This is a genomic window from Pseudoalteromonas sp. SG45-2 (genome assembly GCF_014164115.1).
GTDB classification, from domain to species: domain Bacteria; phylum Pseudomonadota; class Gammaproteobacteria; order Enterobacterales; family Alteromonadaceae; genus Pseudoalteromonas; species Pseudoalteromonas distincta.
On record NZ_JACJEO010000004.1, the window covers coordinates 13,211 to 26,440 of the forward strand.

At 41.0% G+C, this 13,230-nt stretch carries 12 protein-coding genes; all 12 read right to left on the reverse strand.

Features of this window, described 5'->3' with window-relative positions; all coding sequences use genetic code 11:
* Window positions 1-41: 41 nt before the first annotated feature.
* The gene (locus tag H5116_RS03370) at window positions 42-3,128 is read right to left on the reverse strand and encodes a ligand-binding sensor domain-containing diguanylate cyclase (protein WP_002961745.1); all 3,087 of its coding nucleotides are present in this window, start codon (window positions 3,126-3,128) and stop codon (window positions 42-44) included.
* Window positions 3,129-3,165: 37 nt separating this feature from the next.
* Window positions 3,166-3,651, reverse strand: coding sequence for a phosphatidylglycerophosphatase A (locus H5116_RS03375; RefSeq protein ID WP_182196916.1), 486 nt, complete (start codon window positions 3,649-3,651; stop codon window positions 3,166-3,168).
* Window positions 3,648-4,622 carry a thiamine-phosphate kinase gene (thiL, locus tag H5116_RS03380; RefSeq protein WP_024596289.1) on the reverse strand — a complete coding sequence of 325 codons (975 nt, stop codon included), beginning with the start codon at window positions 4,620-4,622 and terminating at the stop codon, window positions 3,648-3,650. The genes H5116_RS03375 and thiL overlap by 4 nt, the downstream gene beginning before the upstream one ends.
* A 46-nt stretch (window positions 4,623-4,668) precedes the next feature.
* Window positions 4,669-5,079 (reverse strand): transcription antitermination factor NusB, encoded by a 411-nt coding sequence (gene nusB / locus H5116_RS03385; protein ID WP_002961751.1) that lies wholly within the window; start codon window positions 5,077-5,079, stop codon window positions 4,669-4,671.
* Between the two features lie 15 nt (window positions 5,080-5,094).
* A complete protein-coding gene (gene ribE / locus H5116_RS03390) occupies window positions 5,095-5,559 on the reverse strand; it encodes a 6,7-dimethyl-8-ribityllumazine synthase (RefSeq protein WP_002961753.1) in 465 nt (154 codons plus the stop codon).
* 100 nt (window positions 5,560-5,659) lie between these two features.
* The gene (gene ribBA / locus H5116_RS03395; protein ID WP_024603846.1) at window positions 5,660-6,772 is read right to left on the reverse strand and encodes a bifunctional 3,4-dihydroxy-2-butanone-4-phosphate synthase/GTP cyclohydrolase II; all 1,113 of its coding nucleotides are present in this window, start codon (window positions 6,770-6,772) and stop codon (window positions 5,660-5,662) included.
* A 29-nt stretch (window positions 6,773-6,801) separates the two neighbouring features.
* The gene (locus tag H5116_RS03400; RefSeq protein WP_024596291.1) at window positions 6,802-7,455 is read right to left on the reverse strand and encodes a riboflavin synthase; all 654 of its coding nucleotides are present in this window, start codon (window positions 7,453-7,455) and stop codon (window positions 6,802-6,804) included.
* Between the two features lie 16 nt (window positions 7,456-7,471).
* Entirely contained in the window at window positions 7,472-8,605 is a 1,134-nt protein-coding gene (gene ribD / locus H5116_RS03405; protein ID WP_024596292.1) for a bifunctional diaminohydroxyphosphoribosylaminopyrimidine deaminase/5-amino-6-(5-phosphoribosylamino)uracil reductase RibD, read from the reverse strand.
* A 2-nt stretch (window positions 8,606-8,607) separates the two neighbouring features.
* The gene (gene nrdR / locus H5116_RS03410) at window positions 8,608-9,057 is read right to left on the reverse strand and encodes a transcriptional regulator NrdR (RefSeq protein ID WP_002961761.1); all 450 of its coding nucleotides are present in this window, start codon (window positions 9,055-9,057) and stop codon (window positions 8,608-8,610) included.
* 415 nt (window positions 9,058-9,472) lie between these two features.
* Window positions 9,473-10,729 carry a serine hydroxymethyltransferase gene (glyA, locus tag H5116_RS03415; protein WP_002961763.1) on the reverse strand — a complete coding sequence of 419 codons (1,257 nt, stop codon included), beginning with the start codon at window positions 10,727-10,729 and terminating at the stop codon, window positions 9,473-9,475.
* 269 nt (window positions 10,730-10,998) lie between these two features.
* Window positions 10,999-12,282, reverse strand: a complete 1,284-nt coding sequence (gene thrC, locus H5116_RS03420) for a threonine synthase (protein ID WP_039490421.1) — start codon at window positions 12,280-12,282, stop codon at window positions 10,999-11,001.
* Between the two features lie 11 nt (window positions 12,283-12,293).
* Window positions 12,294-13,229, reverse strand: a complete 936-nt coding sequence (gene thrB, locus H5116_RS03425) for a homoserine kinase (RefSeq protein WP_182715565.1) — start codon at window positions 13,227-13,229, stop codon at window positions 12,294-12,296.
* Between the last annotated feature and the right edge of the window lies 1 nt (window position 13,230).

The following is a 13,230-nucleotide window of genomic DNA, read 5'->3' on the forward strand; positions in this document are numbered from 1 at the left end:
AGTTAACCTCACCATGCCTGACCAATAACCTTGGTCGGGCATTATCGCATCCACACTTTTATATCTGCCAAGCCATTACTTTGTAAAATACCTAATTGCTGATCAACATTAGAGTTTTGTTCAAACTCAAATGCATCGAGCTGATCATCAAACGTAATATTAGCCACACCATCACCACCGCGCTTTTTAACTTGATGCAGTGCTATATCTGCTAAGTTAATAGAGGTTTCCCAGCTAATTACCTGTCCGCCTAGTAAAGGTAATGGATAAAATGACCAACCAATTGATGCCGTGATATTAGTTGTTTTTCCATTTGGTAATTGGAACGAATTAGCCGCTATTACTTTACAAAGTTCTGAGGCATAGCTATCTATTTTATTGCATTTAAAGTCACGTAATAATAATAAAAACTCATCACCACTCCAACGTGCCACATAGTCAGAGCCCTGCGTACGCGAATTTAACAATGCAGCCATTTGCTGTAAGCAGCTATCACCTGCAATTGGGCCATACGCATCGTTAATACGGCTGAAGTTATCAAAGTTAATAATTACCAGCACCAGTGACTTACCTTGTGCCTGCAGCGACTGTGAATTACGTTGAAAGTGCTCAATATCTTTAGGGAGTTGATCAAACAAAAAGCGGCGGCTACGTAGCCCTGTTAGCTCATCTGAGTGACTCACTAATTTAAGCTGTGAATTCACTTGGCCTAATTTATCATTAGCTTGGCGAAGCTCTAAGGTACGCTCAGTGATTAAGCCCTCTAATGCTTCTTGTTTTCTGCGTTCTTGTGCTCTAAACACCCAAAAAATGAGATAAAAAAGCAAAATAAAACCACTGGTAATTAAAAGCCTAAAGTAAATTGTTTCGTCAAAGCGCTCAGGCACTACAAAACCGTATTCTACATCTTGCGCTTTAGCCCAGTCTTCACCTTGGCGCTTAGCTTCTAATTGAAACAAAAACGAGCCAGGAGGCAAGTTAGTATAAATAGCTTCACGTCGCGTATTTGCATAGCGCCAGTCACTATCTAAGCCACTTAGTTTATATCTAAATTCAATGCTGTTTGGTGCATAGTAATCAATAGCTGTGTAAGTTAGCGTTATATCACGCTCGTCTGTTTCTAATGATGGTTTTTTACCAAGCGCAGCGGTAGTTAAATGACGAAGTGGCGTTGTTATTGTCTCTATTGTTGGCTTTAATGCAAGCACACCAAATAGCTCTACATTTTTAGGTATTTCAACAACACCTTGTAAGCTTGGGTACCAAATAGAATTTCCGGTGTCTGCTACCGCATCATGCCCAAGTCCACTACAACATTGATTCGCTTTACCATCAAGTTGACGGTCAAAAGATGAAATTACTTCTTCAACTTTTAAGCTTTTTATTTCTGTTTTAAATTGCTCTACAGGCATTCTGTAAACACCTTTCATGGTGCTTACCCAAACATGCTTTAACTTTTCATCATATTCTAGGCTAAATATAGAACCATACGGTAAACCATTAGCTGCATCGAGCTGACGCCATTGCCCTTGCGTACTTCTGTAAAAAAGCCCATCGTTAAGAGAGCCTATTAAAATACCCACGCCATCTATATGTAGCACGCTAGTTACGTATGCGCTTTCAAGTGTTGTTTGGTCGCCAATTTTTTCAATGCCACGGTCTGTAAAGTAATATGCGCCCTTACTAGTACCAATCACACCAAAGTTTGTTTTATCTAATACGTAGGTAATAAACTTACTACCTAAAAAAGCGTTATAGGCAAAAGGCGTTAAACCAGCATAATTTAATCGATATAAACCGCGTCCGGTACCAATCCAAAAGCCGCCTTTACTAGAGCGACTTATTGCAAATACCGGATTATCGCGAAGTGCTCGACCAGGGACGGTGTAAAGTGTCTTGTTTTCAAAAACAAATAAGCCGCGCCCTGTGGCTATATATAATCGCTCACCATCAAATTGTAGATCGTGTACTGATGCGTATCCATATTTACTACTTGGGACTAAATTAATAAAACTTTTATCTAAATCGAAATAACCAATGCCGCTTTTATTCGCAACCCACAGTTTACCATCGGGTGCTTGGCTAATAGCCATAACAGATTCGGTCATATTTGAAACTGCTGAATGCCTTTCGACTCGCCCTTCATGAGCAAGCCACAAGCCTTCACTAAAGCTTGCTAACCAAACGTTATTTTTATCATCTCTAAAAATATCAGCAAACCATATACTTTGATCGAGTTGGCTAGGCTCTACCCATTGCCACTCACCGGTTTTATCTCTGAATAATAAGCGTCCATAGGTCGAAACCCACAAGCCACCATCGGTATCACTCATAAACTTATAAACGGCTGAGTTATTTGCATTAGGTAGAGGAAAAGGTCTTAGCTCGTCATCTAAATCTAAAAAGTATGCACCTAGCTCAGAAGCTATATACAAATTACCATTTAAAAATGATAAATCGTGCACTATGGTTTGCGCTAGGCGCTCTGGTAAAGATATTTTTGCGGTAAGCTCTAAACGTAGTTTAGAAAAATCTGATGAGTTTTTTGTAAGGCGTAATAAATGACGATCATTAACCAGCCAAATGCCTTCAGGAGAGAGTGCCATTTGGCTAACAGAGCCAACTATTTGTGTGATCACAGTAGCATTAACAATAGGTAGAGGACCATTTACTTCAGTGCGTAAATCAACTTGCCCTCTATCTACATAGTATAAGCCGTTGGCCGCAATCCATATGCTACCTTTAGAGTCCTCAAGAATATCCCTTACTGGACCTTTAATATTAAATTCTTGTGCTGCAAATGTGGCTGGGTTAATAACTACCAAGCCACTTTTAGTGCCTACCCATAACAAACCACTAGAATCGACTAAAAGCTTATTAACACCATTACTAGGCAAGAATGGACTATTTTGCGTGTTGTAATTTGTAAATGTTGTACCATCAAAACGGCTTAAACCAAATTGCGTACCAAGCCACATATAGCCTTGCTGATCTTGCACAACACTTTTAAGTGATTGCGACGGTAGGCCATCTTTTATATTCCATTGCTTAACTACGTAATCAGTAATTGAAGCCCAACTTGGCGTCGCGCACAACATAAGTACACAAACCAGTAAAAATCGCATCATATTGCTGCCACCTAGTTAAACAAATCAAATATAAAAATTAAAAGGGCAGTAAACCCACTTTTATTAACGCTTGTAAACATATAAGCGAAAAAATACCCGCAAGTATATCGTCGGCCATTATACCTAAACCGCCATGCACTCGTTTGTCTAGCATACGGATTGGGCCGGGTTTTGCTATATCAAAAAAGCGAAATAACAAAAAACCTACGAGTAATGTTTGCCAGTTAAGTGCTGCGCCAATCATAGTGATGTAATAACCCGCCACTTCATCCCATACAATAGCAGGATGATCGTGCACGCCTAAATCATCAGCCGTTTTACCGCACGCCCATATACCAAATATACTGATCACAACGGCAAATACAATTTGCAGCCATAACGGATAATACATGGTCATAAAAATGAATGGCAAGGCAGCAAATGTACCAAATGTACCGGGCGCTTTAGGGGCAAGCCCAGTCCCAAAGCCCAGACCAAAAAACTGATGTGGACGCTTTAAATTAAACTTGCGGTTATTGTTCAAACCAGCTCCTTTGCAAAGTGCTCAAAACCCTGCGGTTCAAAATCAAACTTTTCACCGTTGTGTAAAAGCTCAATTTGGCCATCGCCACTTTTAACTTGGCCAATGCATGTTGCATCTACACCATACTGGCGTAGCTTTATTTCTAACATACTCTTATTGCTATCAGGGACCGTAAAAATTAATTCGTAATCATCACCGTAACTGAGAATAAATGGCAGCTGCTGATTAAAATCAAGGCTTGCTTGCATCGCATCTGAAGTTGGAATACTTTCAATATTCACCACTGCACTTACTTGTGACATATCGAGTATATGACTTAAATCAGCGATTAAGCCGTCCGACACATCGATAGCCGATGATGCAAGGCCTCGTAATACCTGCCCTGCAGCAACACGTGGGGTTGGAAAGTCAAAGCGTTTATTTACGTACTTTAAATGCTCTGGCTCAATACTTATACCTTGTTTGCGAGACTCAATTGCAAGTCCAGCGTCACCTAGCGGACCCGTAACATAAATCCAATCACCCACTTTTGCGCCACTACGACGAAGTGCAGTACCTTCGGGTACAGTCCCTTTCGCACAAATAGTGATGGTTAGTGGGCCCTGAGTTGTATCGCCACCTATAATCTGCACATTAAAATATTCAGCAATTTCATGCATGCCATCAGTAAACTCTTCAATCCACTGTGGGTCAATACTTGGCAAAGTTAACGCAACTGAAACCCAAGTTGGCTCAGCACCCATGGCCGCTAAATCACTTAAATTAACAGCAAGCGCTCTGTGACCTAATGCACGAGGGGAAATATCATCAAAAAAGTGTACGCCAGCAACAAGAGTGTCTGTTGTAACGGCAAGTTGGCAGTTTTGTGGAACGGTTACTAAAGCGCAATCATCCCCTATACCTAGGTTTACATCACGACGGGTGATACCGCGACCTTTAAAGTAGCGGTTAATTAATTCAAATTCCTTCATACACAAAAAAGCCGGCCTATGCCGGCTCCCCTCTTTAACGGTTTACTTACTTGCGTAAATGCTTAACAGCTTTATCAAGTACACCGTTTACAAATTTATGGCTGTCTTCAGCGCCAAAAATTTTGGCCAGCTCAATACCTTCGTTAATAGCAACTTTATAAGGTACGTCTTCACGGAACTTAAGCTCATAGCTGCTTAAACGTAAAATTGCACGCTCAACCATATCTAAGTCATCAAACGGACGTGTTAAATGTGGTGATACAGCTTCGTCTAGTTGCTTGTAATTTACAGCAACACCCGTCGCTAGATCTTTAAAGTATTCAACATCAATTTTAGTAACGTCTGTTTCGATCAACATTTGTTGTTCGATATCGGCAATTAAATTGCCACTTATTTGCCAAGAATAAACGGCTTGGAGTGCTAAGATACGTGCTTTACGTCTTGCTGCTGGTTTCACAAAAATTCCTTAAACTTAAATTTTATCTAACACATTAACCATTTCAAGCGCGCCTAAAGCAGCTTCGCCGCCTTTATTGCCCATTTTGGTGCCAGCACGCTCAATTGCTTGTTCAATGCTTTCTGTGGTTAATACGCCAAATGCAACCGGGATATCATACTCAAGTGATACTTGCGCAAGACCTTTGTTTGATTCGCCAGCAACTAGGTCAAAGTGTGGTGTACCACCTCTGATCACTACGCCTAATGCGATGATTGCATCATACTCTTTTTTTGCCGCAACGCGTTTAGCCGCTAAAGGTAATTCTACCGCGCCTGGCACATAAATAACGGTAATGTCGTCATCTGATACGCCACCTGTGCGTTTTAGCTCATCAACAGCACCTGCAAGGAGGCTGCTACCAATAAAGTCATTAAAACGAGAAATGACAATGGCAAATTTTTTGCCTGGAGCGTACTTATTACCTTCAATAATTTTCATTTGATAACCCTAAAAATAAGTTCAAGCGGTTGCGATTGCGCAAAAATTGCTGCGCATCATACCATAAAAATAAAATAATAGCCTAGTTTAAGCGTGATGCTTATTGTGGCTCAACGTAATCAACAACTTCTAAATGAAAGCCCGAAAGTGCATGGTACTTTTTAGGGCGACTCATTAATCGCATTTGTTTAATTCCAAGATCGGCAAGTATTTGCGAACCTACGCCAACAGTACGAGATGTACCTTTGAATTTACGTGGCGTAACGCTTTCGCCAGCATCAGCTGCTGCAAATGCTTTCACAGTTGCCTCTAACTCTTCAGTGCTTTCTTGCTTACCTAAAATAACTAAAGCACCTTCATTTTTAGCGATATAAGCCATTGCTTCAGAAAGGCCCCAGCTACGGTCAGCACTTCTGTCTGAAAGTAGAATATCGTTAAAGGTACTTTGTAAATGTACACGTACATTTGTCGGCTCTTGATCTTTTATATCGCCTTTGAGCAATACGTAATGTAATTGGCCGTCAATTGTGTCTTTGTAAGTAACTAAATCAAATTCACCATGAACAGTTGGTAACTTACATTTTGCTACTTGCTCAATTGTTGTTTCGTTTAAGTTGCGGTATTCGATTAAATCAGCAATGGTGCCAATTTTAATATCGTGCTCTTTCGCAAAAACTTCTAAATCAGGGCGACGTGCCATAGTGCCGTCAGCATTAAGTATTTCAACAATAACAGATGATGCTTCAAGTCCAGCTAAACGCGCTAAATCACAGCCAGCTTCAGTGTGTCCTGCGCGAGTTAATACGCCACCAGGTTGCGCCATAATAGGAAAAATATGTCCAGGCTGAACAATATCACTTGGGACTGCGCCTTTAGCTATAGCCGCTTGCACTGTACGCGCTCTATCTGCTGCTGAAATACCGGTTGTAACACCTTTTGATGCTTCTATCGACATTGTAAAGTTAGTCGAAAATGCTGCACCATTGTTTTTAACCATTAACGGTAAATCAAGTTGCTCGCAACGCTCTTGCGTCATGGTTAAACAAATTAAACCACGGCCATGGGTAGCCATGAAATTAATCGCTTCTGCGCTAATATGCTCAGCAGCTATTATTAAATCGCCTTCATTTTCTCTATCTTCATCATCCATTAAAATAACCATTTTACCGGCTTTAATATCGTCGATGATTTCTTGCGCACTGTGTAAATTCATAAATTTGCTCGTGTAAGTTGTCAGTTTCGTTATTTAATAAAACCCGCTTTAGCGAGTAAGCTCATCGAAATATCAGAGCCCGTTGGTTGCTCTGCCCCCTTTATAAGGCGCTCTAAATAACGTGCAATTTGATCGACTTCTAAATTAACTTGGGTACCTACTTTAAAATGAGCAATTGTGGTTTGCTCACTCGTGTGTGGGACAATTGTTAATTTGAATTTATTACCCTCTACAGCGTTTACTGTCAGGCTTATACCATCAATACATACCGAACCTTTGTAAGGAATGTATTTCATTAAATTTTCGTCAGTTGTAAGCCAATATTCTGTTGCTCTGGCGTTTGCTGTAATACTTGTAATTGTTGCGATACCATCAACATGGCCAGACACTAAATGACCGCCTAAACGAGAAACAGGTTGCATGGCTTTTTCAAGATTCACCGTTTGTCCTAAAGCATAGTGAGCAAAACCGGTCAAACTAATCGTCTCATTAGATAAATCCGCACTAAAACCATCAATATGTTTATCAACTACAGTTAAGCAAACACCATTAGTTGCAATGCTGTCACCTAACTTTACGTCTGTCATATCAAGATCAGTACTTTGGATACGAATGGCTAAGTCGCCTTGTTTTTTTTGTAATAAAGCAATTTTGCCTGTGGCTTCTATTATCCCAGTAAACATAGCACTACTCTTTTTATTAAGTGATTTTAATGAGTTTTGACGCGGTGATACGTAAATCGTCACCAATGCGCGCACATTCATTAAATGTTAAATCAACGGTGTTCTGCATACTCGTCAATTCAGGAAAATTAACTAAACTTTTTGCATCATGGCCCATTAGTTTAGGCGCTAAATAAAAAACAAACTCGTCAACTAAATTAAGCTCTGTCATTTTACCAGCAAGTGTTGCGCCAGCTTCAAGCCAAACATTATTAAACTGCAGTTGCCCAAGTTTTTCTAAAACGGCTTGTAAATCAACTTTACCGTTACTTTCACTAACTTCAATATGCTTTACAAAATGCGGCCATTGCAATGATTTATCAACCTTAGTCGTAAATATTATTACATCACTTTGGATTTCAAATAAAGCAAGGTCAGGTGTTAAACGGTTTTGAGAGTCAATTATAACACGCACGGGCTGGCGAAGCGGCAAATCAGTAGGCAGTGTGCAAGGCAGCTCACTTAGTCGCACATTAAGTTTAGCATCGTCTACTAGCACTGTATCGGCACCGGTTAAAATAGCGCAGCTTTTCGCTCGGTATAATTGTACGTCTTGTCGAGCAGCAGGACTTGTGATCCACTTACTTTGCCCATTTTTAAGCGCCGTTTTACCATCAATACTCGCTGCCATTTTGCAAATCACATAAGGTAAGCCTTGTTCCATACGCTTAAAAAAGCCAACGTTAAGTGCGCGAGCTTGTGATTCGAGTAACCCGTAAGCAACGTCAATACCCGCGTCGCTCAGTATTTTAAGGCCTTTGCCAGCAACTTGTGGATTTGTATCAACCATAGCAGCAATTACTTTTACCACACCGGCAGCTTTTAAGCCTTCGGCGCACGGTGGCGTACGGCCATAATGACTACACGGTTCAAGCGTTACATAAGCCGTTGCACCTTGTGCATTTTTTCCAGCGACAGCCAGTGCATTTACTTCTGCATGGCCTTGACCTGCTAATTGATGAAAACCCTCACCAATTATTTGATTATTTTTAACTAAAACACAGCCAACATTAGGGTTAGGTGTGGTAGTAAACCGGCCTTTTTTGGCAAGTTCTATGGCGCGTGCCATATACATTTCATCATGTTCAGTAAAAGGAACTTGGCTTTGCATTGTTACTCCCCTAAGCGGGCAATTTCTTCGCCAAATTCGCGTATATCTTCAAACGAGCGATAAACAGAGGCAAATCTTACATACGCTACTTTATCGAGCTTTTTGAGGGCTTCCATAATGCATTCACCAACCAAATGGCTTGAAATTTCTCGCTCGCCTGTAGCACGCAACTGCGATTTTATTATATTCACTACTTCGTCTACTTGCTCTGTGCTCACTGGGCGTTTTTCGAGTGCGCGATTTAAGCCATTTAATAATTTATCTTCGTTAAATGGTTCGCGGCTGCCGTCTTGTTTAATAACACGAGGCATAACCAGTTCAGCGCCTTCAAATGTAGTAAAGCGCTCATGGCAGTCGTTGCACTCACGGCGCCTGCGAACTTGATGGCCTCCACCAACAAGGCGTGAGTCAATAACTTTAGTATCTTTTGCGGTACAAAATGGACAATGCATAGCTCGGTACTTCCGTTTTAAAACAAAAAAGACCGCTAAATAGCGGTCTTTTATCTTAGCAAAAAAATAGGGCCTGTTGACCTTTCAGGATTAAATTTGTTCTATCTATGGGTGATTTAATCGCGGCGCGAGGTTTGTAACCTAGTGGGCTAAGTAAAAACCGAGCAAAGCTTCCGCGTCCTGCTCACGCCCCTTACCTACATCCATGTAGGCAACAAAGAGTAAATCGCCCCTAGGACGAACCCGAGGGCAGTGCATGTTTGGCATTTATGCTGCGTTATCGCCTATTTGTGTGGAGTAACCACACTACATAGACTCTGCCTTGCCTAAAAACCAAACATACTACTGCAAATTAAACCTCGAAAGATAAACAGGCCCCTAGCCTATGTGATCTAAATTACTGCTGCTTATGCAATTAAGCGTAAACAGGTAATTTTGCACAAATTGCTTTTACTTTTTCTTTAACTTGCGCCTGCACAGATTCATCAGTGATGTTATCTAGTACGTCACAAATCCAGCCAGCAAGCTCTTTTGATTCTTCTTCTTTGAAACCACGACGAGTGATTGCAGGAGAACCAATACGCAAACCAGATGTTACAAACGGAGAACGTGGATCGTTTGGCACTGAGTTTTTGTTAACTGTGATGTTAGCGTTACCAAGGGCTGCATCTGCATCTTTACCAGTAATATCTTTATCGATTAAATCGAGTAGGAATAAGTGGTTTTCAGTTTTGTCAGATACGATTTTGTAGCCGCGCTCTTGCATTACAGCAACCATTGCTTTTGCGTTTTTAACAACTTGTGTTTGGTATACTTTAAATTCTGGTTGAAGCGCTTCTTTAAATGCCACTGCTTTTGCTGCAATAACATGACATAAAGGACCACCTTGGCCACCAGGGAAAACTGCGCTGTTAAGCTTTTTATAGATTGCTTCATCGCCACATGCAGAGATAATTAAACCACCACGAGGACCAGCAAGTGTTTTATGCGTAGTTGTAGTTACAACATGTGCATGAGGAACTGGGCTTGGGTAAACGCCTGCCGCAATTAAACCTGCAACGTGAGCCATATCAACAAACAGGTAAGCACCTACTTTGTCAGCAATTTCACGGAATTTAGCCCAATCAACAATACCTGAGTACGCTGAGAAACCACCAATAATCATTTTTGGTTTATGCTCAAGTGCTAGTGCTTCAACCTGTGCGTAATCAATTTCGCCCGTTGTTTCATCTAGTCCGTATTGAATTGCATTGTAAAGCTTACCAGAGAAGCTTACGTGTGATCCGTGAGTTAAGTGACCACCATGAGCTAAGCTCATACCAAGTACAGTGTCGCCTGCTTCTAATAGCGCTAGAAAAACAGCAGCATTAGCTTGCGAACCAGCATGTGGTTGTACGTTTGCGTAGTCAGAACCAAATAACTCGTTAGCACGGTCAATTGCTAATTGCTCAACAACATCAACGTGCTCACAACCGCCATAATAACGTTTGCCAGGGTAACCTTCTGCGTATTTATTTGTAAGCTGTGAACCCTGCGCTTCTAGTACGCGTGGGCTACAGTAGTTTTCTGAAGCGATTAGTTCAATGTGCTCTTCTTGGCGAGCAGTTTCTTTGTTTATCGCGTCAAATAACTCTGGATCAAAATCCGAAATATTCATGCTACGTTCTAACATTGGGGTCTCCTAGGGCAACGTGTATGGTGTTTTTTAGAGGCTTTATTGTACGCTTTAAACGACTCTTTGCCTACGCTCTTAAGTTGAGGATATTTAAACAGGGATTGAAACTATTTCACAGACTTTTTAAGATGATATTTTCTTATAAAACCATAACAATTTTAAATGAATGCTATTTCCTACATTTAATTAGTAAATGCAACTCACTAGATTTAAAAGCCTAAAGTTATAAAAAAAGGCGGCTTAACCGCCTTTTTGAATTAATTAACTTAGCCAAGTTTAGCAAGTATTTCTGTACGTAATGCGTCGTAATCGGCCTTTATATCGCTTGCTAGGCATGGTTTTGCTAGTGCGTCGCTAAGTGGTTTTGGCATACCTAATTCAATATTTAAAATACCCTCTACGCTTTCTTTAAACTTAGCAGGGTGAGCTGTGGCTAAAAAGATGCCCGCTGCACCAGGCGCTCGATTTTCAACAAGACCTTGGTACGCAATAGCAGTGTGAGGCTCTGCAACATAACCCGTTTGTTGAATTTTTTTCATCACCGATTGCGTGTCTTCCTCGTTTACGCTAGTTGAATAAAAATTATCGTAGCTAAACCAGTTATTATCTAACATTGTTTGCACACGCGGCCAGTTGTTTGGCTTACTTACATCCATTGCATTTGAAAGCGACTCAAGTGTTGCGTTTGGCGTCCAGGTTTTATCAAGCATAAAGCGCGGCACAGTATCATTTTGGTTGGTTGTTGCACTTAATTTACCTACAGGTAAGCCAATAACCGCACCAATCATTGCAGCACATACATTACCAAAGTTGCCACTTGGCACTGATATATGCGCTGTTGCGCGTTTTTCTTTTGGTAGTTGTGCAATGGCCTCAAAGTAATAACAAACCTGAGCAACTAAACGGCTAATATTAATTGAATTAGCAGAATTAAGCCCAAGTGTTGATTTAACTTCTTCATCTAAAAAGGCATTTTTAACCAACTCTTGGCAATCATCAAAACTGCCATCAACTGCGTAACAATGAATATTGTTACCTAACGTAGTAAATAGCTTTTGCTGAGCAAGTGAAATTTTGCCTTTAGGATATAAGATGACAACATCGATATTCGGCTTGTTATAAAAAGCATGTGCAACGGCTGCACCAGTATCGCCCGATGTTGCGGTTAAAATAGTTACTTTTTCATCTTTATTAAATTGCGCTAAACACTCAGCCATAAAGCGACCACCAAAGTCTTTAAACGCAAGCGTAGGACCATGAAACAACTCTAAGCAGTATGTATTCTCTTCAACTTCCACCAGCTTAACTGGAAAGTTAAATGCATTTTTAACCATTTGTGCCACAGTGTCGCTAGGCAGCTCATCACCAATTAGGTGAGATAATATTTTGCCACTGCGTGTAACAAAGTCCATATCAAGCAAAGCATCAACATCGGACAGTGGGGCAAGGGATTCAGGGAAGAACACACCTTGATTACGACCCAAACCTGTTTTTACGGCTTCAACGAACGACACTTTTTGTGAGCTATCTTTTAAATTATGTAATTGCATGACTACCTATCCTATAAAACTGTTAATTGACGCGTGCCGTCGTTATCTAATTTACAAATGTGGCAAAAGCCTTGCTCGTTAATGTAATTTGCCTCTAACCACTGCGCGCATTGCTTTGCAGCTTCAAGTGTTTTACATACACTAAACAAGGTAGGTCCTGCGCCCGAAATACTCACTATTTCAGCGCCCAACGCTGGTAAGCTTGCTTTGGCTTCACTAAAACCTTTAATAAGCGGTGCGCGGTAAGGTTCTGCTATTTCATCTTTCATTATGCTCAGTGCATCGTCAAAACGATTAGTCAACAGTAAGCTACTAAATGCCGATAAACGCTGTGCAAACTCAACACTTGCATGCATGCTCAACTCTTTTGGTAAAACCGAGCGCGCTTTTGCAGTGTTGAGTGAAAAACCAGGGAACGCAGTAACGTAGTACCAATTTTCATCAACAGGCAGTGCAATCGATTTATCAGGGATTAAATCACCTGTTAATTGCAAACCACCTAAATAGCATGGCGTGATGTTGTCGTAATGACGACCACCGCTCACTACAGCTTCAAAGTCAGCCATAAGCTCAATAAGCTCAACCTGACTTAAGTTAGTTTGTGCAAACTTATCAAGGGCAGCAAAGGTAGCCACGACCGAGCATGCACTAGAACCAAGTCCAGATCCAATTGGTAAATTCTTTTTAAGCTCGAGCTTTACGCTTGGCATATCAGGCGCGACATGCGCTCTAAAATGTACTAAACACTGGTACGCTAAGTTTTCATTCGCATCACTTGGTAACTTGTGAGCGTAGTCGCCAGTACAAATAAATTCGTCACTTGGTGCTGCACTTACAACAGCTACATCGCCTAATAAACTACCATCGATTGGCGCAAGCGCTGCGCCAAGTGCATCAAAACCCACTGCAAAATTACCAATAGACGCCGGAGCATATACTTCAATCATA

Excerpts from the sequence above, each read along its gene's own strand:
- H5116_RS03370 (WP_002961745.1), bottom strand. The coding sequence starts at position 3,128 with ATGATGCGATTTTTACTGGTTTGTGTACTTATGTTGTGCGCGACGCCA.
- thiL (WP_024596289.1), bottom strand. The coding sequence starts at position 4,622 with ATGAAGGAATTTGAATTAATTAACCGCTACTTTAAAGGTCGCGGTATC.
- ribE (WP_002961753.1), bottom strand. The coding sequence starts at position 5,559 with ATGAAAATTATTGAAGGTAATAAGTACGCTCCAGGCAAAAAATTTGCC.
- ribBA (WP_024603846.1), bottom strand. The coding sequence starts at position 6,772 with ATGAATTTACACAGTGCGCAAGAAATCATCGACGATATTAAAGCCGGT.
- H5116_RS03400 (WP_024596291.1), bottom strand. The coding sequence starts at position 7,455 with ATGTTTACTGGGATAATAGAAGCCACAGGCAAAATTGCTTTATTACAA.
- ribD (WP_024596292.1), bottom strand. The coding sequence starts at position 8,605 with ATGCAAAGCCAAGTTCCTTTTACTGAACATGATGAAATGTATATGGCA.
- nrdR (WP_002961761.1), bottom strand. The coding sequence starts at position 9,057 with ATGCATTGTCCATTTTGTACCGCAAAAGATACTAAAGTTATTGACTCA.
- glyA (WP_002961763.1), bottom strand. The coding sequence starts at position 10,729 with ATGTTAGAACGTAGCATGAATATTTCGGATTTTGATCCAGAGTTATTT.
- thrC (WP_039490421.1), bottom strand. The coding sequence starts at position 12,282 with ATGCAATTACATAATTTAAAAGATAGCTCACAAAAAGTGTCGTTCGTT.
- thrB (WP_182715565.1), bottom strand. The coding sequence starts at position 13,229 with ATGATTGAAGTATATGCTCCGGCGTCTATTGGTAATTTTGCAGTGGGT.